Here is a 22,656-nt window from a genome sequence, read left to right on the forward strand (position 1 = left end):
CTATACCCGAAAGATTATTGTTTAATGAATCAAATTTCTTACACACCATCCTGGTCTTATTGCTGGGGTGGTCCACTGGGGCAGTGCGCTTTCAAGTCTCTGCCTGAGGATTTCATCGTTGAAGAAGAGCTGCCCTTTCTTCCGGAAGGTGAAGGGGAGCATGCCTATGTCAATGTTCAGAAAACCGGAGAAAATACCGATTGGGTAGCAGGGCGGCTTTCCAGATTCGCTGGTGTAAAACGCTCTGCAGTCAGCTATGCAGGACGAAAGGATCGCCATGGTGTTACACGTCAGTGGTTTAGTGTCTGGCTGCCCGGGCAGGACTCCCCGGAATGGTCGCAGCTGAATAGCGAATCTTTGATTATAATTGCCGCGACCCGACATGGTAAAAAGCTCAAGACCGGAGCATTGAAAGGTAATCACTTTATCATCACTTTAAGGCATGTAAATGTGCCGCAGGTGCTGCTGGAAGAACGCTTGAAGTTGATCGCCGGTCAAGGTGTGCCCAACTATTTTGGAGAGCAACGCTTTGGTCATGAGGGCGCTAATGTTGATCGGGCATTGCTGATGTTTACCGACAGTTTCAAGGCTCACAGAAACAAACGCGCAATGTATTTGTCTGCAGCACGTTCCTGGATATTTAATCAGGTCGTTTCTGAGCGCGTCAGTCAGCACAACTGGACCCGCTACCTTGAAGGAGATGTACCCGGTTTTCAGGACAGTGGTAGTTTAATTCTGCGGGACCATGACCAGGACCTGATGACAAGAATTGAATCGGGAGAAGTCTCATTGACCGCGCCTCTCTGGGGTCGAGGGGAGTTGCTTTCAGGATCGGATTGCAGAAAGATGGAAGAAGAGATTTCTGCACGCAACCTGTTGTTGTGTGAAGGTTTGGAGCAGGCAGGTATAAAGCAGGAGAGAAGGGCCATCCGTCTGATACCTGCAGCTATGAGCTGGAAATGGTTATCAGATGATTGTGTTCAACTTCAATTTTCTCTTCCAAAAGGCTGTTTTGCAACAGCAGTATTGAGGGAAGCTTTAGAATGTATAGAAGGATGTTTCGGTGAGAATACTGCTCAGTAACGATGATGGTGTTTTAGCTACTGGGTTATCCACCCTGTACAGTTCGCTCGATGGCCTGGGTGAGAGAATTGTCTTTGCTCCTGATAGGAACAGTTCGGGCTTGAGCAGTTCATTGACCCTGGGTCGTCCCCTGAGGGTGACTGAGCATTCCAATGGTTTCAACAGTGTTGATGGAACTCCGGCTGATTGCGTTCATTTGGCGGTCAATGCGCTGTTGGAACAAGAGCCGGATATTGTTGTTTCAGGCATCAATCATGGCCCCAACCTGGGTGATGATGTTCTTTATTCAGGGACAGTAGGTGCTGCTATGGAAGGTCGTTTCATGGGCTTACCTGCCATTGCTGTGTCTGCCTGTGGCAAAAGTGAACAAGGCTTCATCACAGCAGGAAGGGTGGTCAGAGAATTGATCCCCAGACTTGAGCAATTATCTCTGCCAGAAAGAACCATTTTAAATGTTAATGTGCCCGATAGGCCTTATGAAAAGCTCCAGGGGCTGGCAGTGACTCGTTTGGGGCACAGGGAAAGGCCTGAAAAACCTGTTAAAGTATTGGACCCCAGGGGAAAGCATGTCTATTGGATTGCTCCTGTTGGTAAAGAACAGGACGCGGGTGAGGGTACTGATTTCCATGCAATTGCTGAAGGTTTAGTCTCAGTAACACCCCTTCAGTACGACCAGACTCATCATGCAACGCTCTCTGCGCTCAGTGAATGGCTGGGCAGATGATATGAAAGAGGTTGATATTCATGGTATAGGAATGACCTCCCGGAGAACCCGGGAGCGTCTTATCCATCGACTTTCAGATCAGGGGATTGACTCTGTCGAGGTTCTGGAGGTCATTCGACATACACCGAGACATCTGTTTGTGGACGAAGCGCTATCCCACAGAGCTTATGAAGATACTGCCTTGCCTATTGGTTTCGGGCAGACACTGTCGCAGCCGTATATTGTGGCCAGAATGACAGAGGCTCTCATGGCAGCAGGTCCACTCAACAGAGTACTTGAAATAGGCACGGGTTCTGGTTACCAGACAGCGGTCCTATCGCCGCTGGTAAAAAAAATATACTCCGTTGAGCGTATCAAACCCCTCCATGAACGAGCGAAGAAATTGCTTAAAGCACTTTCTATTCACAATGCTCAGTTTAAACTTAGCGACGGTGGTATGGGTTGGTCAGTCATGAGCCCCTTTGATGGAATCATTGTGACAGCTGCCCCGGATCAGATACCTGAAGAGCTATTACAGCAGTTGTCCGAAGATAATGGTCGTCTCATCGTTCCTGTTGGAGGTCGCAGTGTTCAGGATTTATTGCGGATCACCCGTCAGGGAGATACCTTCAAGAAAGAAATGCTTGAAGCTGTGCGGTTTGTGCCATTACTGGATGGGATTCAGAAGTAATACACTCCTTTGTATCTCAAGAATGAAAACCAGTCGGGTCGCTCTTAAAAGATAAACGGGTCTCTTGCTGATTTATGCATTACAGAATAAGACAGGTTGGATTATGTCAAAGATGAAAGAAAGTCTGGGTATTCTGCTCAAGGGGGTGGCGATGGGGGCTGCCGATGTTGTTCCCGGGGTTTCAGGAGGTACTATTGCTTTTATCACTGGTGTCTATGATCGTCTGTTAAATGCTTTGAAGAGTATCAATCCCGGTTTGCTGGTCAAGCTCAAATCCGGAGGGGTTGCTGAATGCTGGAAGCATATAGATGGGAGTTTTCTGGTTCTGCTGTTTGGCGGTGTGTTGATTAGTATAGTGAGTTTTTCGCATCTTATTACGTACCTGCTGGAAAGTTACCCGGAACTCATATGGTCTTTCCTCTTTGGTCTGATATTGATTTCAGGGATTCATATGCTAAAACAGATAAAGCATTGGACTGTCGCTTCTATGATACTTCTTATGCTTGGCTGTGGTGTCTCCTATTTTATCGGGACGCTGACGCCTACATCTCTGACTCCTTCTTATCTGATGTTGTTCTTTGCTGGTTGCATTGCTATTTCTGCGATGATTTTGCCGGGCATTTCTGGCAGTTTTATCCTGTTATTGATGGGATTATACCCTGCTGTTTTGGCTGCCGTGAAAGATCTGGATATTCTGTTGCTGGTGATTTTTGGATCTGGATGCATTGTCGGGTTGCTGACATTTTCTCATATCCTCTCCTGGTTGTTAAAGCAGCATCGTGATCTGACTCTGTCTTATCTGACAGGGCTGATGCTCGGTGCCTTGGGAAAAGTATGGCCGTGGAAAGAAACCCTGGAAACGAGAATAAACAGTTCGGGGCAGGAAGTTCCCTTCCTGGAAAGAAATATTTCTCCCTGGACGTATGAAGCGCTTTCTGGTCAGTCGGCTTACCTGTTGCCATCCATTACTTTAATGTTCTCAGGTATTTTGCTGGTTGTTCTGCTTGAGAAATTCAGTAATCGTTTTACTGAAAATTAACTATTGGGCTCTCTTGCTGCATAAGTGAGCAATTAATTCTTAATAGTTGTCAAGGGTTGGTTGCTGCTCCCGGCTGTTCTAAAGATTCTTTGCAGAATTGTGTGTTGGTGTCCTGGTCTCACGAACTAAATACATTCCTGACAGACAGTCTGGAAGGTGGCTGATATGAAAAGAATGTTTCGGTACTGATGATCCTTTGTAGGTAAACTGCGCTGAGATATAGGCGTTATCACTTTTTTTGATATATTTTTTTAGATTAAGAAAATTTAAATATATCCTAATTTATTATATTGTGGGACGTGCCTCGGAGGCTGAGTATGGAGCAGAGTCAATGACAGGTGATCGTCTTGGGCAAGAAATTAATTTGAGTGTTTGCTCAAGAATATTCGGTTGGATAGTATTGACTCTGTTACTGTCAGGGTGTTCTCATGACCCTTCCTCAGTTCAGGTTAAAGAGCTCAGGTTACCCCCCAAAGTAGTTAGTGGTAGTCATATTGTCCGTGGCGGCGAAACTCTTTTTTCAATAGCTTGGCTTTATAGTAGAGATTACAAAGAGTTAGCTGCTGTCAATGGAATACGTTCACCTTACACGATCTTTCCGGGCCAACATATCAATTTGACTTCCTCGAGCTATGTATCTCACTCTCCAGGTCCTGTAATAAAGAGCACAACCATTTCATCCAAGTCTGCTGCGGTTAAAAAAACAACAGTAAAAATGCCTGTGAAGGTAGAACGATCATCCAATATTTCAAGTTGGCGCTGGCCGGCCAATGGAAAAGTGGTACAGGGATACCACAACGGCAATGGGCTGAATAAAGGGATTGATATCAGAGGCAAATTGGGAGAGCCTGTAAGTGCAGCTGCCGCTGGTGAGGTGGTTTACGCGGGTAGTGAGCTCGCTGGCTATGGCAAGCTGATCATTATGAAACATAACAACAGCTATCTGAGCGCTTACGCTCACAATAAGGAGTTGCTTGTGCGTGAAGGAGACTCAGTTAAAGCAGGCCAGAAGATAGCCGAAATAGGTTCTACAGGAACGACAGAGCCTAAGCTGCATTTTGAAATTCGGCATAATGGCAAACCGGTCGACCCGATGCGATTCCTGCCTGTACGCTGATTTCATTCTGCGGTGTCGGTAGAGGGATCTCACGGGTGTCGACTCAACTCTCAGTTGGTTGTTCGACAGACAGTGGGGCTTTCGGATAGGACTGACTCTTATGGCAGCAAAGAGGGAAGACTCAGAGCAAAATAATTTTGCTGAGGATTTTACCCAGGGAAAGAGTGAAATTGATAACGTGTTGGACTCTGATCTCAATCAAAATGAAGAAGTTGAAGAGAAAGAGCCTGCACAGCAGACACTTACACCGAGCGCGTCAGATTACAGTAGGGCCCGTCGTGATGATGACGGTTTCTATAAATCCATTGATGCCACTCAGCTCTACCTCAACGAGATAGGCTTTTCACCTCTGCTAACACCAGAGGAAGAGGTGCATTATGCGCGTCTTGCCCGTCGAGGTGTTGAAGCGGGCAGGCGTCGTATGATTGAAAGTAACTTGCGCCTGGTTGTGAAGATCTCAAGGCGGTATGTGAATCGTGGACTGACACTACTGGATCTTATTGAAGAAGGAAATCTGGGTCTCATCAGGGCGGTTGAAAAATTCGATCCTGAGCGTGGGTTCCGTTTTTCAACATACGCCACCTGGTGGATTCGTCAGACAATTGAGCGGGCCATCATGAATCAGACGCGCACCATTCGTCTGCCTATTCATGTGGTCAAGGAACTCAATGTTTACCTCAGGGCGGCTCGAGAGCTGACTCAAAAGCTGGACCATGATCCTACCCCGGAAGAAATTGCGCAACTGCTGGATAAACCAGTCGATGACGTTAAAAGGATGCTGGGGCTTAATGAGCGTGTCACTTCTGTTGATACCCCATTGGGTCCGGATTCTGATAAGTCCATCCTTGATACCATCTCTGATGAGAAGGAGTCTGATCCAGCGGAATTGCTTCAGGATCTTGATCTTAATGACAGTTTGGACAAGTGGCTGGGAGAGCTTTCTGAAAAGCAGCGTGAAGTGGTGGCCAGAAGGTTTGGTTTAAGGGGCTACGAAACCAGTACCCTTGAAGAAGTGGGTAAGGAAATTGGTTTGACAAGAGAGCGAGTCAGGCAAATACAGGTTGAGGCTCTTAAGCGATTGCGCTCGATCCTTGAGAAACAGGGGTTGTCCGGGGAGTCTCTTTTTAGCTGATAGCAGTGCCTTGATAATAAAAAAGCCATGATCTTGGGGTCATGGCTTTTTGTTTGGGAAAGAGTTAACGCCCGAATCATTGCAAGGTCGTTCTGCACACTTTTCCTATAGTGATCTTCTTGGTTCTATCGTTCCAGATGTTCAAGCTTACCTTTAACGCCATCCCATTTTTCCGCGTCGGGGAGTGCATCTGTTTTTTCTGTAATGTTATCCCAGACGTCAGCAAGTACGGCGTTGAGTTCAATAAACTCCTGCTGATCTTCCGGTACCTCATCCTCGGAGAAGATCGCATTGGCTGGGCACTCAGGCTCACAGAGGGCGCAGTCGATACATTCGTCCGGGTGGATGACCAGAAAGTTGGGTCCTTCGTAAAAACAATCTACGGGACACACTTCCACGCAATCGGTGTATTTGCACTTTATGCAGTTTTCACCCACTACGAAAGTCATGATGGTTACACTCCGTTTGTTCAGGCTGATGATAAGTCAGTCACAATACATTCATGAAATGTCACCATCAGGAATGACATTTCCAATCGCATATCCCTGACTGGTTTGACGCAAGGCCTAACCAGTCGAGGCGACAAGTCTACCAGTATTGTTTCTAAGGTAGTAGTTTAACCAGTTATGAGCATAGTCAGTTTTGCGCAATCAGTGACTTGAGGTCGTACAGCAACCCGAGAGCCTGACGGGGTGACAGGTTGTCAGGGTTGAGATCTTTGAGTGCTTCGACGGCCGGATGTGGTTGTGAAGCTGCAAACATATCTGCCTGAGTCGGGTTCTCATGACAACCCTTTTTGGCCTGTTTTGGGGGCTGTCGCATAGCCTGATCAGTTGAGCCTTCTTCCAATTGTTGCAACCTGGATCGCGCCTGAGAGACTACATTTCTCGGGACGCCAGCTAGCTGAGCCACTTGTAAACCGTAACTCTGGCTGGCAGGGCCATCCTGAACCGAGTGCAAAAATACAATTTTATCGTCGTGTTCTGTAGCATTCAGATGAACGTTGGCAACTGAGCTGCACTCGTCTGGTAGTTGAGTCAGCTCAAAATAGTGAGTGGCGAACAGTGTGAATGCCTTGACGGTGTCGGCCAGGTGATGAGCGCAGGCCCAGGCCAGTGACAAGCCATCGAATGTGCTGGTTCCCCGACCCACTTCATCCATCAAAACCAGGCTGCTTGCTGAGGCGTTATGCAGAATATTGGCCGTTTCAGTCATTTCCACCATAAACGTGGATCGTCCCCCGGCCAGGTCATCGGATGAGCCTATTCGGGTGAATATTCTGTCTACCAGACCAATTTTTGCGTGGTTGGCAGGAACAAAACTCCCTACGTGGGCTAATAAGACGATCAGTGCCGTTTGCCTCATATAGGTCGATTTACCACCCATGTTTGGGCCAGTGATAACAAGCATTCTTTTTGTTGCATGCAGGTCTACATTGTTGGCGACAAAGGGCTCAGTTAACACCTGTTCGACAACCGGGTGGCGACCATCTTCAATATGAATGCCAGGATCCGGGCACAGTTCTGGCTGGCAGAAGTTCAGAGTCTCAGCTCTTTCTGACAAGTTGTTCAGAACGTCCAGTTCGGAGATGCTCATGGCTGTTTCCTGAAGAGGGCCCAGTGCTTCCAGAAGATTAACCAGTAATTCGTCGTAAAGTGCTTTCTCCCTGGAAAGCGCTCTGCTTTTGCTGGACAGAGCCTTATCTTCGAACTCTTTTAATTCCGGTGTGATGAAACGTTCTGTATTTTTCAGTGTCTGGCGACGTATGTAGTCTACCGGAGCGTCTTCAGACTCTCTTCGGCTGAGCTCAATGTAATAGCCATGAACCCTGTTAAAGCCGACCTTCAGGCTAGGTAGCCCTGTTTTCTCCTTCTCTCTTTTTTCCAGTTCAACAAGATAATCGCCTGCGTTCTGACTGAGAGCACGAAACTCATCCAGTTCTGTGTCAAAGCCCTCCGCAATGACGCCGCCGTCTCTGATGATGACGGGCGGATTTTCGATAATGGCCCGGCTCAGTAGATCTGTAACCTGAGGGTGTTCACTGATGGCTTCAGCCAGCTTATGAATGTCCTCATTGTCGATCGTTTTGAGAATGGATTGCAGCTCAGGCAGCTGATTTAGAGCATCTCTCAGACGAGCCAAATCTCTTGGACGGGCTGATTTTAATGCTACTCTGGCAAGAATACGCTCAATATCGCCAATGCCGCGAAGCAAGGGTTGAATCTGCTCGAAGTAATAGCCAGATTTTATTGTTGAGAGAATGGATTGGCGTTTTTGTAACTTATAAAGATTTCTCAGGGGGCGATTCAGCCATCTTGAAAGTAATCGGCTGCCCATAGCGGTCGCTGTTTTATCAAGTACTGACAAGAGTGTGTGATCCCGGCCACCATTGAGGTTCTGGGTTAGTTCCAGGTTTTTTCGGCTGGCTGCGTCAAGGACTACGCTTTCTTCGCGAACTTCCTGCCGGATGCTTCGAATGTGGGGCAGGGCAGTTCTCTGTGTTTCCTTGGCGTATTGCAACAGACAGCCTGCCACCTCCAGACCGACTGTTAATGATTCGCAGTCGAATCCTTGCAGGTTCTTGGTTTGAAACTGACGGGTTAATCCTTCATAGGCGCTGTCACGATCAAAGTCCCAGGGCGGGCGCTTGATTGTCCCCGGACGTTCAACAATTCGGACTGGCCATTCAACACTGTCATTGATGAGAATTTCGGCAGGGTTGATACGCTCAACTTCTGCCATCAGCGCTTCTTCACCCTCGACTTCTACTGCTGTAAATTGACCACTGCTGATATCCAGAGAGGCTATTCCATATCGATTTTCTGATCGGGTCAGTGCGGTCAGAAGATTGTCCTGCTGTTCGTCCAGCAGTGCTTCGTCACTCACTGTACCAGGGGTCAGGATCCGGACGACTTTTCTTTCAACAGGGCCTTTTGATGAAGCCGGGTCGCCAACTTGCTCGCAAATGGCGACAGAAACGCGCAGTCTGACCAGGCGAGCCAGGTAACCCTCTACAGCATGGTAAGGGATACCTGACATGGGAATGGGCTCACCGGCGGACTGTCCACGGGTTGTCAAGGTTATATCCAATAACTCCGCAGCTTTACGGGCATCGTCATAGAAGAGCTCGTAAAAATCTCCCATGCGATAGAATACCAGGTGCTCCCGGTGCTTCTGTTTGATTCGCAGGTATTGCTGCATCATTGGTGTATGCTGACTCTGGGTGTCTTTGCGCTGGCTCATAGATGAGGGTAAGCCTTGAATTCAGGTTGCTGACAAACAATCTGTCATTTTACTATGAAAAGCTGGCTGTTTTCATGGCAACAATGGTTTATCTTTAGCTATTGGCAGCTGCGGGCAGTTGAATGTATGTCTGACCCGATTCAAAAAAACTCTTCCTATTTGACCCAGAGGCGAAATTGATGTCCGGAGATTTTGACAAAAAGCTGCTGCTGCTGGCTGGAAAACTTCAGGCTGGAAACTTGAAAGTGGCTGCTGCTGAATCCTGTACTGGTGGCTGGCTCAGTCAGGTTTTTACTTCTCTTGCCGGTAGTTCATCCTGGTTTGAAGGCGCCATTGTCAGCTACTCCAATGCTATGAAACACAAGTTTCTGGGTGTGCCTGTTGCGCTGATTGATCGTTACGGTGCTGTCAGTCAGCCTGTTGTGGAAAGCATGGCATTGGGTGCTGTCAAGCGCCTTTCTGTACCCTTGAGTGTTTCCATTTCTGGCGTTGCTGGCCCTGAAGGTGGGACTGATGAAAAGCCGGTGGGTACAGTATGGGTTGGCTGGTGTTTTAACGATCAGGTAACGACTGAGGTCTTTCACTTTTCCGGAGACAGGGAGCAAGTGAGAAGACAGGCCGTTGATGTCGCTCTGGACGGCTTGATTAAACTGGCGGATAGAATTTCCAGATAAATGCTGGACAAATATACAGATAGTGTTTAAATATACAGTATCTAAAGATTTGAATACTTAAAGAATAGTGGCCTGTACTAAAAGGGTGGATTTGAATAATGGATGAGAACAGAAAGAAAGCATTAACGGCGGCTCTGGGTCAGATTGACCGCCAGTTTGGTAAAGGAACGGTCATGCGCATGGGTGACCAGAAGCAGGAAGCCATTCCAGCTATCTCTACAGGCTCATTACAACTGGACATAGCGTTGGGAATAGGGGGGCTACCAAAGGGTCGTGTAGTTGAGATTTTTGGTCCTGAATCTTCTGGCAAGACCACACTGACGCTCAGTGTAATTGCAGAAGCTCAGAAGCAGGGTGCTACCTGTGCTTTCGTAGATGCTGAGCACGCTCTGGATCCTCAGTACGCTGGCAAGCTGGGTGTGGATGTTGATGACCTCTACGTTTCGCAGCCTGATACCGGAGAGCAGGCACTGGAAATTACGGACATGTTGGTTCGTTCCGGTGCGGTTGATGTCATTGTTGTAGACTCCGTTGCGGCTCTGGTTCCCAAAGCTGAAATCGAGGGGGATATGGGTGACTCTCATGTCGGCCTTCAGGCACGCTTGATGTCTCAGGCTCTGCGAAAAATCACGGGTTCTATCAAACAGGCAAACTGTTTGGTTATTTTCATCAATCAGATTCGTATGAAGATTGGTGTAATGTTTGGTAACCCCGAGACTACCACGGGTGGTAATGCTCTTAAGTTCTATTCTTCTGTTCGTCTGGATATTCGCAGAACCGGTGCAGTGAAGCAGGGTGATGAAATTACTGGTAATGAAACCCGGGTCAAGGTGGTCAAGAACAAGGTTTCTCCTCCCTTCCGTCAGGCTGAGTTCCAGATTCTTTACGGTCAGGGTATTTATCACATGGGTGAAGTGATTGACTTGGGCGTTAAACAGAAGTTGGTCGAGAAATCCGGCGCCTGGTACTCCTACAAAGGTACGAAAATTGGTCAGGGTAAGGCCAATGCTGCTCAATATCTGACCGACAATCCAAAGATTGCTGAAGAGATAGAAGCACAGATTCGAGCTGAATTGTTGGGTTCTGCAGAACCTGGGTCTGAAGCCTCTGCAAAATCAGATGCAAAGCATCAGGATGAACTTCTGACGGAATAAGTTTTGGAAGTCTTTGACAAAGATATTCGCCGTGCTGGCATGGATTTGCTGGCACGCCGTGAACACAGTTTTCAGGAGCTTCAGCAAAAGCTCAGTCGGCGTTACCCTGATTTTGATGTGGTTCCTGCACTTGAGAGATTGCAAGACGAAGGTCTCCAAAGTGATGAGCGCTTTATCGAGAGTTATGTTCGTTCAAAAACAGAAAAAGGATATGGCCCCGTCAGAATACGCTCTGATTTGCGCAGGAAAGGCCTTGCTGATCAAGTAATCTCATCTTTTCTGTTTGAGGACGATGATGTCTGGCTGGAGATGGCAAGATCCAGTAGGTGTCGCAAATTTGGTAATAACTTGCCCGCTGGAGCGGGGGAAAGATCTAAACAGTATCGGTTTCTGGCGCAGAGAGGCTTTACCAGTCTTCAGATTTCAAATTGTCTAAAGCAGCTATTTTTAACTTAGCCCATATGAACAACATTTAACTTAAACAGAGTCTGCATGGCTGTTTTTCTTTCCCTTCTATATAATGTTCGTCTTTTATAGATTGCTGTTTAATCTCCCGTTTGGAAGACTTGTATGACTCGTGTGAAATATATGAAAAGTGCTGAGATTCGCTCTGCTTTTCTTGAATACTTCAGAGAAAATGGGCATGAAGTCGTACCCAGTAGTTCTCTGGTGCCTCACGACGATCCAACCCTGCTGTTCACCAATGCAGGTATGAACCAGTTTAAGGAAGCATTCCTCGGCAGGGAACAGCGAGCATATACACGAGCAACCTCGTCCCAAAAGTGTGTTCGTGCTGGTGGTAAGCACAATGATCTTGAAAATGTGGGCTACACTGCCCGTCATCACACCTTTTTTGAAATGCTGGGTAACTTCAGCTTTGGTGACTATTTCAAGCAGGACGCCATTCGTTTTGCCTGGACTTTCCTGACTGAAAAACTGCAACTGCCCGTTGAGCGTCTCTGCGTTACGGTTTATGAATCAGACGATGAGGCTTATGACATCTGGCTTAATGAGATCGGTGTTGCTGCTGAAAATATCATTCGTATTGGTGACAACAAAGGAGCTCCGTACGCCTCTGACAACTTCTGGCAGATGGGAGATACCGGTCCTTGCGGACCTTGCACAGAAGTCTTCTATGATCACGGTGATCATATCTGGGGTGGTCGACCCGGAACTCCGGACGAAGATGGCGATCGTTTTATTGAAATCTGGAACATTGTCTTCATGCAATACAACCGTCAGGTGGATGGACTGATGGAACCTTTGCCCAAGCCATCGGTGGATACAGGTATGGGGCTGGAAAGGATTTCTGCGATTATGCAGGGAGGGCATAGTAACTATGATATCGATATCTTCCAGAACCTGTTGAATGATGCTTCCGGAATTCTGGGTGGTGTACCAACACCAGAGGCTTCACTGCGCGTTATTGCCGATCATATCCGTTCAAGCTCATTTATCATTTCCGATGGCGTCGTGCCGTCTAACGAAAGTCGCGGATACACACTCAGACGTATCATCCGTCGCGCATGTCGCCATGGACACAAATTGGGAGCTACTGGGTCGTTCTTCTATAAGCTGGTAGCTTCTCTGGTGCGTGAGATGGGTGATGCTTATCCTGATCTTGCAAAAAATCAGGCGCAGATAGAGAGAATATTGCTACAGGAAGAAGAGCAGTTTGCTAAAACGCTCGATAAGGGAATGAAACTGCTGGAAGGCAAGCTCCAGGGGCTTGAGGATAGTGTTATTCCTGGTGATGTAGTGTTCACGCTTTACGATACCTATGGTTTCCCCGTTGATCTGACCAGTGACATTGCCAGAGAGCGTAAGCTGGCGGTAGATGAAGAAGGTTTCGAGCAGTTACTTGAGGCTCAGCGAGAAAGGGCCCGCGCAGCCAGCAAATTTGGCGTGGACTACAGCGAACAGTTGGTTATTGAGGGAGCTACTGATTTCAGGGGCTATGAAAGTCTTCAGGACGGAGCTGAAGTCACTGCTCTGTTTGTTGATGGACAGTCAGTTGATTTTATTTCTGAAGGTCAACAGGCGACGGTCGTTCTGCAGTCAACACCTTTTTATGCAGAATCTGGTGGTCAGGTGGGTGATAGCGGCTCGCTCAGGTTTGAGGGTGGCGAGGTTAAAGTGCTGGACACTCAGAAACAGGGCGACAGTCATCTTCATATCTCAGAAGTATCCCAGGGTAAATTAAAAGTTGGTGATATTGTGAGTGCCTACGTTGATGTTGAAGCCCGAAAGGCAACGGAGCAGAATCACTCTGCCACCCATTTGCTTCATGCTGCACTTCGCAAGGTTCTGGGTGAGCATGTTACTCAAAAAGGCTCTCTGGTAGATCATGACAAACTTCGCTTTGACTTTTCCCACTTTGAAGGGGTTAAGCCAGAAGAACTCCGGGCTATAGAGAGACTGGTTAATCAGCAGATCCGTAATAATAGTCAGGTGAAAACCGAGCTGTTAGATATGAAAGCTGCTCAGGCTAAAGGCGCAATGGCTCTGTTTGGTGAAAAGTACGGTGTAGAGGTTCGCGTGCTTTCTATGGGTTCTGAAGGCTTCTCTGTTGAACTCTGCGGGGGTACTCACGTTAGTCGTACGGGTGATATCGGTTCATTCAGAATTATTTCTGAGTCCGGTATTGCAGCGGGTGTGCGACGCATTGAGGCTGTAACAGGTGTAGCTGCGATTGATTATCAGGAAAAACTGGAAGATACCCTGAAATCGGTCGCAAGTCTGGTAAAAGGTTCTCAGGACAATTTACAAGATAAAGTTTCTTCTCTTCTCGATCGGAATAAAGAACTTGAGAAAGAGCTTCATAAACTTCAACAGAAGCTGGCCTCTGCCGACAGTGCTGACCTTCTGTCCAGGACAATTGATGTCGATGGTGTGAAGTTGCTGGCTACTGAGTTAGAGGGAGTAGACCCTAAGTCTCTCCGTGACATGGTCGATCAGCTGAAAGGTAAGCTCCAGACCGGTATCGTATTTCTGGCTGTCCCTGGCCACTCTAAGTTCCCTCTGGTAGCGGGAGTAACCAAAGATCTTACTGATAGGGTGAAGGCGGGTGACTTGTTGAAAATGGTTGCCAGTCAGGTCAATGGTCGTGGTGGAGGTCGTCCAGACTTTGCTCAGGGTGGTGGTTCAGATGCTTCCAAAATCAAAGAAGCGCTTGAATCTATAGTACCATGGTTACAAGAACGTCTGTAATGTGATCGATTTACCCCGATAAAAAAACGAGCCATATGGCTCGTTTTTTTATCGTAAGCTTTTTTTAATAAAGCTATTCGTGTTAAATTCCGGCGTTGGCTGATTGACGTAGAACGATATAAACATGGCGCTGTTAGTACAAAAATTTGGCGGCACCTCTGTTGGGGACCTGGATCGCATCCAGGGAGTAGCTGACAAGGTGAAAGGGTTCAGGGATAAGGGGCATGATGTCGTTGTCGTTGTCTCAGCAATGAGTGGCGAGACCAATCGACTGACTGATCTTGCGTCCAGTATTCAAAAACAACCCACACCCAGAGAGATGGATGTTCTGCTTTCCACCGGTGAGCAGGTCACAATAGCCCTTCTGGCAATGGCTCTTAATGAGCGTAACTGTCCTGCCCGTTCTTATAACGGTAGTCAGGTTTCCATTGTTACGGATCAGGCTCACACAAAAGCTCGTATACAGCATATAGATACAGAGAAGGTGCGGGCTGACCTTGATCAGGGTCGTGTAGTGATCGTCGCTGGCTTTCAGGGGTGTGATGCTGAAGGCAATGTTACAACTCTTGGAAGAGGCGGCTCCGATACTACAGCCGTTGCTTTGGCAGCTGCTCTTGAGGCAGATGAGTGTCAGATTTATACAGATGTCGACGGTGTTTATACAACCGATCCACGAGTTGTGGAGGGGGCAAGAAGACTGGACAAGATTACTTTTGAAGAGATGCTGGAAATGGCCAGTCTGGGTTCAAAAGTTTTGCAGATTCGGGCGGTTGAGTTCGCTGGAAAATATAATGTCAAACTGAGGGTACTGCATTCCATGCAGGAAGGCCCCGGAACTCTAATTACGATCGACGATGAGGATGTAGCTATGGAATCACCGGTAGTATCTGGTATAGCCTTTAACAGGGATGAAGCGAAAGTTACTATTAAAGGTGTACCTGACATTCCAGGTGTCGCATCCCGAATATTGGGTCCTGTCAGTCAGGCCAACATTGAAGTGGATATGATTGTTCAGAACGTGTCAGATGATCGTACCACTGATTTTACCTTTACTGTGCACCGTAATGATTATCAGAACACTCTTGATGTTTGTGCCAAAGTCTGTAAGGAATTGGGTGCACGCGAATATGACGGTGATGAAAAAATCGCTAAAGTTTCTATCGTCGGTGTGGGTATGAGATCCCACGCAGGTGTCGCCACCCGGATGTTTCAGGCTCTGGCTGCAGAAGGTATCAATATTCAGATCATCTCAACTTCTGAAATCAAAGTTTCCGTTATTATCGCAGAGAAGTATCTCGAGTTGGCTGTAAGGGCTCTTCACTCTGTATTTGAACTGGATAGGGAACCTGTAGAGAGTAGCGAAGTCTAAGGTTGAGTAGGGTATCTTGAAAAGGGAATGCTGCAGTTCAACGTGCTAAACCCGAATGGCTCTGAGACTGGTTTGATCAACAGTCAGGAGGAATATCGGACAAATACACCGTCATTCCCGTCAGGCATGGATTCTTCAACTAGAATGGGTTGTGCCTGTTAAAAACTTACAAAATGTGATTTTTTTGATGACTACATTTCTCTGCTAGTAAAAATACGCATGGAAATGTTGGGTTCGGTGGCTAGACTCTGTTGGCTGAGAGCTTCTCAAGCATGAAACGGTGATCTGGCAGTAGCTGCCTTGCTGAGAAAGTGTTCCCGTATTTGGGGCTAAGGTCAATCAAGCAAAGCATCACCGTGCTCAGGATTGACGGTCGTTGACTTACAGAGATGTAAATAAGGAGATTGTAATGCTGATTCTGACTCGCCGCGTAGGAGAGACCCTGATGGTCGGGGACGAGGTCACTGTCACTGTGCTGGGCGTTAAAGGTAACCAGGTGCGTATTGGAGTCAATGCGCCAAAAGAAGTTGCCGTTCATCGTGAAGAGATCTACCAGAGAATTCAGAAAGAGAAAGAGCACGGGGGTGTTCCGTCTGCCTCTGAGCCTTACTGAGTATCTGGTTTTAACACCGAATTCAGTGAAAAATACCCGGCTAACAGCCCGGGTATTTTTTTATCTATGAAAAATGTCTCGATTAAGGAGCGATAATGCGTTTGCCGATAAGGTGACAAACTTTAGAACCTTTATAAAAGTCTCTGGTCGTAAGTAAGAAGAAAAAGCTTGCATTCCAGGGTGCGAACAGTAGTATTAATTGCGCATGCGGTGAGGTGGCCGAGAGGCTGAAGGCGCTCCCCTGCTAAGGGAGTATACGGTTTGTAGCCGTATCGAGGGTTCGAATCCCTCCCTCACCGCCAGATTCTTTAATGTTTCCTTTCTCATTAAGATCACAGGGCAGGCTGGTTGTTATCAATCTGCTCCATGCTCTGCTCCAACCTTTGTGATGTGATGCTCCTTCAACTCTAACGATTGAAATACACTTATCGTTGCTCAGTGAATTTCGATAATGCTTTGAAATTTGATAGGGGATTATGGGGTCTTTGCTGCCATAAAAATGTCTTTGAGGAATGTCTCTGAGTTTATCTCGAAAATCTAACGGGTTCAGAGCAGAAGGCATTGGGCTGACTTTATGAAACTGGTTGGTGAAAAACGGGTCGAGGTTGCCAGCCACCGTCAAGATTGAGGCCACGTCATCCCTTTGGGCCGCTGATAACAGAGCCAGAGTGGCCCCTCCTGAGTAACCAATCAACTCGAGTTCTCTATAATTACCCTTTTTCTTCAAATAATCTAAAGCCTCGTTAATGCTTGTCAGAGAAGCCTTGTCGTAGCGGCCAAAAGTCCAGACTGATTTATTGCAGAACTTGGTCATGATGTACTGGCAAGGTCTGCCCAGATAAGCGATATCGGAGTATGGATCCTTCAACATAAGGCTATGAACCAGTCTATTGACCGGTGTTGGGTCGGAAGAGGGTGTACCCCTCTTTAGCCAGGCTTTACCATCTCCTTCTATATAGACCCTTAATCTTTCTTTTCTGGCGTTTTCAGATAGCCATGCCTTGAGGGTGTGGGTTGAAGTGGATATTTCCACAGAGGACAGTTTTTTCGAGTTGGCCAGAAGTTGTGTGGTAGTGGTATTAAAAGGAGCAGGGGAGTGACAGCCAGAGAAAATAAGGCTGAAAGAAAGTATTAAAAGAATGTGCTTCATAGGCAAGTATTTTTTAGAACTAATGTACATTTTTATTTATCGGAAGCTTAGCTCCCTAATATAGTGACTTAACCTGGCAGTTTTTGATTGATACTGTTGTGTTTGTTAAAACATATACGAAAAATTTACCAATGTTTTAATTAATAGGCGCTGGGGGTTAGTTGCAGGTTTCTAAAAGAAAGAATCTTTATATCTATAGAATCTATAGAAAAATTAATATCACTTTTAATTCTGAAAAAGTATTTAATATTACTTGTTGCCATCTGTACGATACCTTGCCTTCAGGCTCCTATGTCTGATATGTCCGTTAATTTGAAAACTCATAAATGAGAAAGTTCAACGAAAAGAACATCCAGAAAAGAGGTTGGAGTTGCAGTAATGAGACAGGTTCAGGTGTTTAATAAGACACTGCTTTCCATAGCCGTGGTCACGGCTCTTGGGGGTTATAGTAAATGTTCACAGGCTCAATTCCTCGTGAATAACAAAGATTTCTTTAAAACAGTTGAAAAAGTAGATCTTTCCGGAATGGTAAAAGTTCGGAATGAAATGCTTTCTGATGATCCACTGATTAAACAGGCTGATAAGGCAGTTAAACGTTATGAAGTCTATAAAGTTAAACATGATGAAAAACAAACAGATGCAGAGCGTTTATTCATCAATGCCAGTTTCTGGAAGCAGCTTGAAATAGATGCACCTGATTTTTTATTGTTAAGTGAAAGAAGTGTATCTGCCGATGATCGCAAGCCAAAAGAGTCAGAGTCTTTGGTTAAGCGGGAAAGGGCCGTTTTGGGGAGAGCGCATAGTGCACTTGAGTCTTTGGGTGCAGCAGAGACGCAATCGAGCTTTAGTGGTCAAGATTATGGGCTTGATAAACACCTTTTTAAAAAAGACGGTCAAAGCCTTAATGAAGCCAGGAACGCCTACGTTAAAAGATTGGTAGAACTTGAAAATTTAGCACTTCGTGATGCCATTCTCGTTGAAAAAGAAGTTGTGGATGAATCTACCAGGAAAACGAAAAAGGTTAAGGTGGCTCCGGATGCAATCATACTGAAAGGTATCGATTTATCTGACGGGGGTGTCAGAAAAACAGTTCTTGAAAAGCTGACCAATGTTGAAGAAGTCTTTGAATTAAAGACAAATGGCAATGGTAAAGTGACCGGGCTGGGCTTTAAAACCAGAGTGTTGGAACTGGCGGATGTCAGCAGTGGTTTTAAAGAGGGAGAAAGAGTACCAGTGGTAGCATCAGCTGCAACTGAAGACGAGGCTGATGTTAAGGCATACGGCACAGTTGTTCTTTCTGGGAGATCCAGTGCGGTGCATGAAGGTTTCGGCACAAGTGAACGAGCACTTGATGCATTTGTTGCCAAAGAAGGTACATCGGTACGTATCGCAAAAGATGGTGCTATCCGATCTACGATCATCTATCTGAAAGGTGTTGATGATGTAACGGGTGTTGATGTCGAAGTTGACGGAAAAAAAACCAAGACTGTTGATACTTTTTTAGACTTGGTAGGAGTACTACCAGAGCAATTGGAAATTATGGAAGAAGCCATGAATAAGCATGGTAAAAAGGTCCATAAGCCAATTGCACGAAAAGCTGCGGTAGCAGTTATCGATGGGGCTAAAAAAGGTACTGTCAATCTGAAAGGCTATGAAGATATAGAGATCAAAGGCTCCAGGTTAGTTGTTCGACAAATCGGTGTTGCGGAAGATGGTGTTACTCCAGCATCCGCTAATGTCACTATCACAGACAGTGATATAACTGTTGATGCAGGGTCCGACGATATAGCAAATGCTGGAAAAGGCGTTGTGGCTGGTCAGAATATCGTTCTGAGTAATACTCATCTGAGTATGCAGGAAGAGAACAAGATTGCTCTGGAAAGCATTATTTCTGATGAGTTAGAAGGTAATGACAACACTAGGAAAATGAAACAGCTAAATTCAATTACGGTTACTGAAATCAAGGCTGTTCCCGTTAAAGGTCTTAATGCTCAGAAGGCAATGGAAGGCTCCATTGATGGTTTTGCAGAGCACGTTGTTGATGTTGAAGCTGAAGATGTACTTGATGTGTTTGAGGTTAGGAAAGGCTCTGTCTCACACGTCAGTCTTACTGATATTGAGAAAGTTCTGGTTGAAGATGGTCAACTGTATGCCGACGAAGTCAGTACGCTCGAAAGGCCACTGGTCTCGTTTGACCTGAGAGGAAAAGCGACCGTTCGATCAATGTCTAATGATGCGCAGCCTGTTTTCGTTAGTAGAGACGCAGATGTAACTCTGGCTGTCGGGCAGGAAGTGTCCAAGGATATTCATGGTTTCAGACACTTTATTTTGGACGGTGGTACTTTAGAAGGTAGCCTACAAGGCTTTGCTGCTGAAAATGGCGATGAGAAAGATCCTGAACGCTTCACTGGTTCAACAGTTACTCTGAAAAAAGGTACTTTGAAGGGTGGTGAGATTGGCGGCGTTGTTGATGGGAAAGAGCGAGGGCACCTAAAGGAAGTGCTTGTAACGGGTCAGATTGATGTTAAGCCCGGCACTACTGAGCTGAGAACTTTGGATAGGGTAGCTACTAAAAAGTCTCAAATGCCTATCTTTCAATCTACTGAACTCAAGCAGGTCAAAGTGGTTGCTCCTTTGGTTGTCGATTCCAAAGGTAGTTTGAAACTCTTTAAGACGTTTAAGCAAAGCAAGCTGGATGAGAAAAATACCCCTGTTCTTGAGTCAGCACCTTCATTATTGGCAACGAAGGGTAAAACACTTGAGAAAGGTGCTAACCTGTTCCTTGTCGTGGATGGTGATGATAAATCACTGTCGTCTGTCCCCTATGTCAGTGTTGATGGTTCTTTGAAGTTGCAGGGGCAGAACCAGATCAAACTTGATTTGACCAATAGCATTGACAGTAAGAAACGTTTTGAAAATGCCAAAAATCTTTATGAAGAAGCCAAGTCTGGTAAGCCTTTGACTGCTTCGATTGCAGTTATTGAGGCCGATAAAGTAGAGGGTAGCTTTGTTGCTCCCGATACAGGTACCGTATTCATTGATGCTTCAGACAGTGGATTTGCGAAGAGTGAGAAGACTGGCAAGTCTGTATACTCTATTAATGTGAAGTATGATGACAATCCGGTTCAGAAATTGCGCTCTCAATATAGTCTGTCTGAAGATCAGGCAAAAATGTACATTGCTACCTATGAATCGGCATTGTCTACTGACAATATGGTTTCATCACAGTCTATGTTCAACCTTGTAACAATGGCGGAGCAGCAGGACATCAAGTTGTTTGCTGACCAGCAGTTGCCCGATCTCAATAACGCAGTGGGTCGTGCTTCTGTAACTTTGCAAAATAAAGTTAATGAGTCGATTGGTCGTCGTCTCAACAGTAACCGTACTGGAGTTAATGCTGGCGATATGTATCAGTCTCAGGGGTTTTGGGCCGAGTATATTTTCAATAACGGAAAGCTTGATAATGATGAAGTTCTAAAAGGTTATCAAGCCAGAGTTAATGGAGTCACTCTTGGTGCTGATACCACGCTTAATGATCAGATGACGGTCGGTTTTGCCTTCACCTATGGTAATACAAAGGTTGAAACTAACGACATACATCGTGAAACAGCGACCGATACTTATATGGGCACCCTTTATACTGGATGGAATCAAAATAATTACTTCCTAGACTCAATGTTCAGTTATGGTAAGGGAGTCAATGAATACAAGCGTAAAGTTCAGCTGGAAAAGACTGCTTACAGAGGCGAAGCCGATAGCACTGTCTGGGGGGCACGTTTAGTAGCTGGCTATAACTATCAGATAAATCAGTGGGTTCTTCAGCCTCAGGTCACCTTTGGCTATAACAGTGTTAAATTTGATGATCTCACTGAAAAGCAAACAGGTGACTGGGCTCAGAAGTGTAAGATGAAGGAATTCGAAGTCATGGAGCTGGGTGCAGGTTTGAAGCTTATGGGTGATTTCGAGTTGGGTCGAGGTATTCTCCAACCTGAGTTTGTTTTGATGGGTTACCATGACTTTAAGGATGAAAAGCCTGAAGCAACGGTGACAATCCTTCAAGGCGGTAAAACCTTGACATTCACGGGTGCTGAACGTGAGCAAAATCGCTTCCTGGCCGGTTTGGGTGTTAACTACAAAATGGAAAACAACCTGAGCTTGAGTCTGCATTATGACAATAACTGGATGGGGGACTTCAAGGCGGATAGCTTGAATGCAACTATCCGTTATGATTTTTGATTGGTTGCAAACTAACGTCTAACCACCTGCGTCTTTAGTTGGACCTGAACTTTTTTAGCCCTGCCTGTGTGGGGCTTTTTTGTTGTTGTGCGTTGTTGTTCAAATGTGAAAATTGCCACAATACCGTTGACTCCTCGGGGTTAAATCTCTATAGTTCGCTCCCGTTGATGCAGCGTGCTCGTAGCTCAGCTGGATAGAGTACCTGGCTACGAACCAGGCGGTCGGAGGTTCGAATCCTCCCGAGCGCGCCACTCATTAAAACGGCAAGTGTCGCTAGTATAAGTTGTACCGGTGAGGTGGCCGAGAGGCTGAAGGCGCTCCCCTGCTAAGGGAGTATACGGTTTGTAGCCGTATCGAGGGTTCGAATCCCTCCCTCACCGCCAGTGAACAAGTTAGTATTACGCGCTCGTAGCTCAGCTGGATAGAGTACCTGGCTACGAACCAGGCGGTCGGAGGTTCGAATCCTCCCGAGCGCGCCATTTAAGAAGTTTTCAAATATGAGCGTCCGTAGCTCAGCTGGATAGAGTACCTGGCTACGAACCAGGCGGTCGGAGGTTCGAATCCTCCCGGACGCGCCAATTTGAAAGTTGGGTAACCCCATCAAAACAAAGAATATGACGGTGAGGTGGCCGAGAGGCTGAAGGCGCTCCCCTGCTAAGGGAGTATACGGTTTGTAGCCGTATCGAGGGTTCGAATCCCTCCCTCACCGCCATTCTGTATCTCTTAACTCATTGATTTATCAATGCTTGACTATTTAAACAACTCAAGTTACGCAGTTAGCAACCTCTTTCAAGTGCCTCAGAGAAGCTTTTAGCCTTGCCATATAAATTTTGGCTCTGAGCTGAAAGTGATTCACTTTTGTTACGCGTTGCTCAGAATACAACGGCTTTCAAGTTCTACTTACAACAAATAGCATGGAGAATCAGCCCTAATCTGATCAGCCGCCGTTCTTTGATGGAGTTATTCAATGATCCAACTGAGAAAATGAGAGTCAATTTACTCATGAATCAGGGGGCTGGAGCTTGGGTATGTTTAGCCGGACAGTAGTGAGAAATCATATCAATTTCCCAGATGAACTTTATTTATTAAAAATGATTCTATCTTCAATAAGAAGTCGTTTAAAAGTTGTTAACTTGCCTATAGGTGCATAGTTACGAAGGTGTAACCTCTGCTATAAAGACCTCTTAAAGAGATTTAAAAGCTGAATGTCGGAGCATTGCAACAAAGCTGCTTTATTCTGTC

General features: G+C 46.2%; 15 protein-coding genes and 6 tRNA genes. 19 read left to right on the top strand and 2 right to left on the bottom strand.

Features of this window, described 5'->3' with window-relative positions; all coding sequences use genetic code 11:
- The first annotated feature begins 24 nt into the window (after positions 1–24).
- The 6 genes from truD to rpoS all read left to right on the top strand — a co-directional run bounded on the left by truD (position 25) and on the right by rpoS (position 5,765).
- A complete protein-coding gene (gene truD / locus ACOJUN_RS19970; RefSeq protein ID WP_422133645.1) occupies positions 25–1,083 on the top strand; it encodes a tRNA pseudouridine(13) synthase TruD in 1,059 nt (352 codons plus the stop codon).
- Positions 1,064–1,807 (top strand): 5'/3'-nucleotidase SurE, encoded by a 744-nt coding sequence (surE, locus tag ACOJUN_RS19975; protein WP_422133646.1) that lies wholly within the window; start codon positions 1,064–1,066, stop codon positions 1,805–1,807. Before truD ends, surE begins: the two co-directional genes overlap by 20 nt.
- Position 1,808: 1 nt before the next feature.
- Positions 1,809–2,477, top strand: a complete 669-nt coding sequence (locus ACOJUN_RS19980) for a protein-L-isoaspartate(D-aspartate) O-methyltransferase (protein ID WP_422133647.1) — start codon at positions 1,809–1,811, stop codon at positions 2,475–2,477.
- Positions 2,478–2,580: 103 nt separating this feature from the next.
- Positions 2,581–3,516 (top strand): DUF368 domain-containing protein, encoded by a 936-nt coding sequence (locus ACOJUN_RS19985; RefSeq protein ID WP_422133648.1) that lies wholly within the window; start codon positions 2,581–2,583, stop codon positions 3,514–3,516.
- A 331-nt stretch (positions 3,517–3,847) separates the two neighbouring features.
- Positions 3,848–4,633, top strand: a complete 786-nt coding sequence (locus ACOJUN_RS19990) for a peptidoglycan DD-metalloendopeptidase family protein (protein ID WP_422133649.1) — start codon at positions 3,848–3,850, stop codon at positions 4,631–4,633.
- Between the two features lie 100 nt (positions 4,634–4,733).
- Complete coding sequence (rpoS, locus tag ACOJUN_RS19995; RefSeq protein WP_422133650.1) at positions 4,734–5,765, top strand: RNA polymerase sigma factor RpoS; 1,032 nt, start codon at positions 4,734–4,736, stop codon at positions 5,763–5,765.
- A 125-nt stretch (positions 5,766–5,890) separates the two neighbouring features.
- Here rpoS and fdxA read toward each other — a convergent pair whose 3' ends face one another.
- On the bottom strand, positions 5,891–6,214 hold the full coding sequence (gene fdxA / locus ACOJUN_RS20000) for a ferredoxin FdxA (RefSeq protein ID WP_257281113.1): 324 nt from the start codon (positions 6,212–6,214) through the stop codon (positions 5,891–5,893).
- 187 nt (positions 6,215–6,401) lie between these two features.
- On the bottom strand, positions 6,402–9,008 hold the full coding sequence (mutS, locus tag ACOJUN_RS20005; RefSeq protein ID WP_422133651.1) for a DNA mismatch repair protein MutS: 2,607 nt from the start codon (positions 9,006–9,008) through the stop codon (positions 6,402–6,404).
- 179 nt (positions 9,009–9,187) lie between these two features.
- Between mutS and ACOJUN_RS20010 the strand changes: the two genes are divergently transcribed.
- The 13 genes from ACOJUN_RS20010 (at position 9,188) to ACOJUN_RS20070 (ending at position 22,126) form a co-directional block, all read left to right on the top strand.
- Positions 9,188–9,682, top strand: a complete 495-nt coding sequence (locus ACOJUN_RS20010; RefSeq protein ID WP_422133652.1) for a CinA family protein — start codon at positions 9,188–9,190, stop codon at positions 9,680–9,682.
- A gap of 98 nt (positions 9,683–9,780) precedes the next feature.
- Positions 9,781–10,836: a recombinase RecA gene (recA, locus tag ACOJUN_RS20015; protein ID WP_422133653.1), complete on the top strand. Its 1,056-nt coding sequence runs from the start codon at positions 9,781–9,783 to the stop codon at positions 10,834–10,836.
- 3 nt (positions 10,837–10,839) lie between these two features.
- Positions 10,840–11,292, top strand: coding sequence for a regulatory protein RecX (locus ACOJUN_RS20020; RefSeq protein ID WP_422133654.1), 453 nt, complete (start codon positions 10,840–10,842; stop codon positions 11,290–11,292).
- A gap of 132 nt (positions 11,293–11,424) precedes the next feature.
- Entirely contained in the window at positions 11,425–14,046 is a 2,622-nt protein-coding gene (alaS, locus tag ACOJUN_RS20025; protein ID WP_422137105.1) for an alanine--tRNA ligase, read from the top strand.
- A gap of 124 nt (positions 14,047–14,170) precedes the next feature.
- Positions 14,171–15,415, top strand: coding sequence for an aspartate kinase (locus tag ACOJUN_RS20030; protein ID WP_422133655.1), 1,245 nt, complete (start codon positions 14,171–14,173; stop codon positions 15,413–15,415).
- 409 nt (positions 15,416–15,824) lie between these two features.
- Positions 15,825–16,028: a carbon storage regulator CsrA gene (gene csrA / locus ACOJUN_RS20035; protein ID WP_422133656.1), complete on the top strand. Its 204-nt coding sequence runs from the start codon at positions 15,825–15,827 to the stop codon at positions 16,026–16,028.
- Positions 16,029–16,237: 209 nt separating this feature from the next.
- Positions 16,238–16,330, top strand: a tRNA-Ser gene (locus ACOJUN_RS20040).
- A 1,226-nt stretch (positions 16,331–17,556) separates the two neighbouring features.
- Entirely contained in the window at positions 17,557–21,414 is a 3,858-nt protein-coding gene (locus ACOJUN_RS20045) for an autotransporter outer membrane beta-barrel domain-containing protein (RefSeq protein ID WP_422133657.1), read from the top strand.
- Positions 21,415–21,588: 174 nt separating this feature from the next.
- Positions 21,589–21,665, top strand: a tRNA-Arg gene (locus ACOJUN_RS20050).
- A 39-nt stretch (positions 21,666–21,704) separates the two neighbouring features.
- Positions 21,705–21,797: transfer RNA gene (locus ACOJUN_RS20055), tRNA-Ser, on the top strand.
- 19 nt (positions 21,798–21,816) lie between these two features.
- Positions 21,817–21,893 (top strand) — tRNA-Arg (locus ACOJUN_RS20060).
- Positions 21,894–21,915: 22 nt separating this feature from the next.
- Positions 21,916–21,992: transfer RNA gene (locus ACOJUN_RS20065), tRNA-Arg, on the top strand.
- A 41-nt stretch (positions 21,993–22,033) separates the two neighbouring features.
- Positions 22,034–22,126: transfer RNA gene (locus ACOJUN_RS20070), tRNA-Ser, on the top strand.
- Positions 22,127–22,656 lie beyond the last annotated feature (530 nt).

Source organism: Endozoicomonas sp. ALD040 (assembly GCF_049275945.1).
GTDB lineage: Bacteria > Pseudomonadota > Gammaproteobacteria > Pseudomonadales > Endozoicomonadaceae > Endozoicomonas_A.

What these genes read in the sequence shown, in the direction of transcription:
- truD (WP_422133645.1), top strand. Translation starts at nt 25, where the DNA reads ATGAATCAAATTTCTTACACACCATCCTGGTCTTATTGCTGGGGTGGT.
- ACOJUN_RS19980 (WP_422133647.1), top strand. Translation starts at nt 1,809, where the DNA reads ATGAAAGAGGTTGATATTCATGGTATAGGAATGACCTCCCGGAGAACC.
- ACOJUN_RS19985 (WP_422133648.1), top strand. Translation starts at nt 2,581, where the DNA reads ATGTCAAAGATGAAAGAAAGTCTGGGTATTCTGCTCAAGGGGGTGGCG.
- ACOJUN_RS19990 (WP_422133649.1), top strand. Translation starts at nt 3,848, where the DNA reads ATGACAGGTGATCGTCTTGGGCAAGAAATTAATTTGAGTGTTTGCTCA.
- rpoS (WP_422133650.1), top strand. Translation starts at nt 4,734, where the DNA reads ATGGCAGCAAAGAGGGAAGACTCAGAGCAAAATAATTTTGCTGAGGAT.
- fdxA (WP_257281113.1), bottom strand. Translation starts at nt 6,214, where the DNA reads ATGACTTTCGTAGTGGGTGAAAACTGCATAAAGTGCAAATACACCGAT.
- mutS (WP_422133651.1), bottom strand. Translation starts at nt 9,008, where the DNA reads ATGAGCCAGCGCAAAGACACCCAGAGTCAGCATACACCAATGATGCAG.
- ACOJUN_RS20010 (WP_422133652.1), top strand. Translation starts at nt 9,188, where the DNA reads ATGTCCGGAGATTTTGACAAAAAGCTGCTGCTGCTGGCTGGAAAACTT.
- recA (WP_422133653.1), top strand. Translation starts at nt 9,781, where the DNA reads ATGGATGAGAACAGAAAGAAAGCATTAACGGCGGCTCTGGGTCAGATT.
- alaS (WP_422137105.1), top strand. Translation starts at nt 11,425, where the DNA reads ATGAAAAGTGCTGAGATTCGCTCTGCTTTTCTTGAATACTTCAGAGAA.
- ACOJUN_RS20030 (WP_422133655.1), top strand. Translation starts at nt 14,171, where the DNA reads ATGGCGCTGTTAGTACAAAAATTTGGCGGCACCTCTGTTGGGGACCTG.
- csrA (WP_422133656.1), top strand. Translation starts at nt 15,825, where the DNA reads ATGCTGATTCTGACTCGCCGCGTAGGAGAGACCCTGATGGTCGGGGAC.
- ACOJUN_RS20045 (WP_422133657.1), top strand. Translation starts at nt 17,557, where the DNA reads ATGAGACAGGTTCAGGTGTTTAATAAGACACTGCTTTCCATAGCCGTG.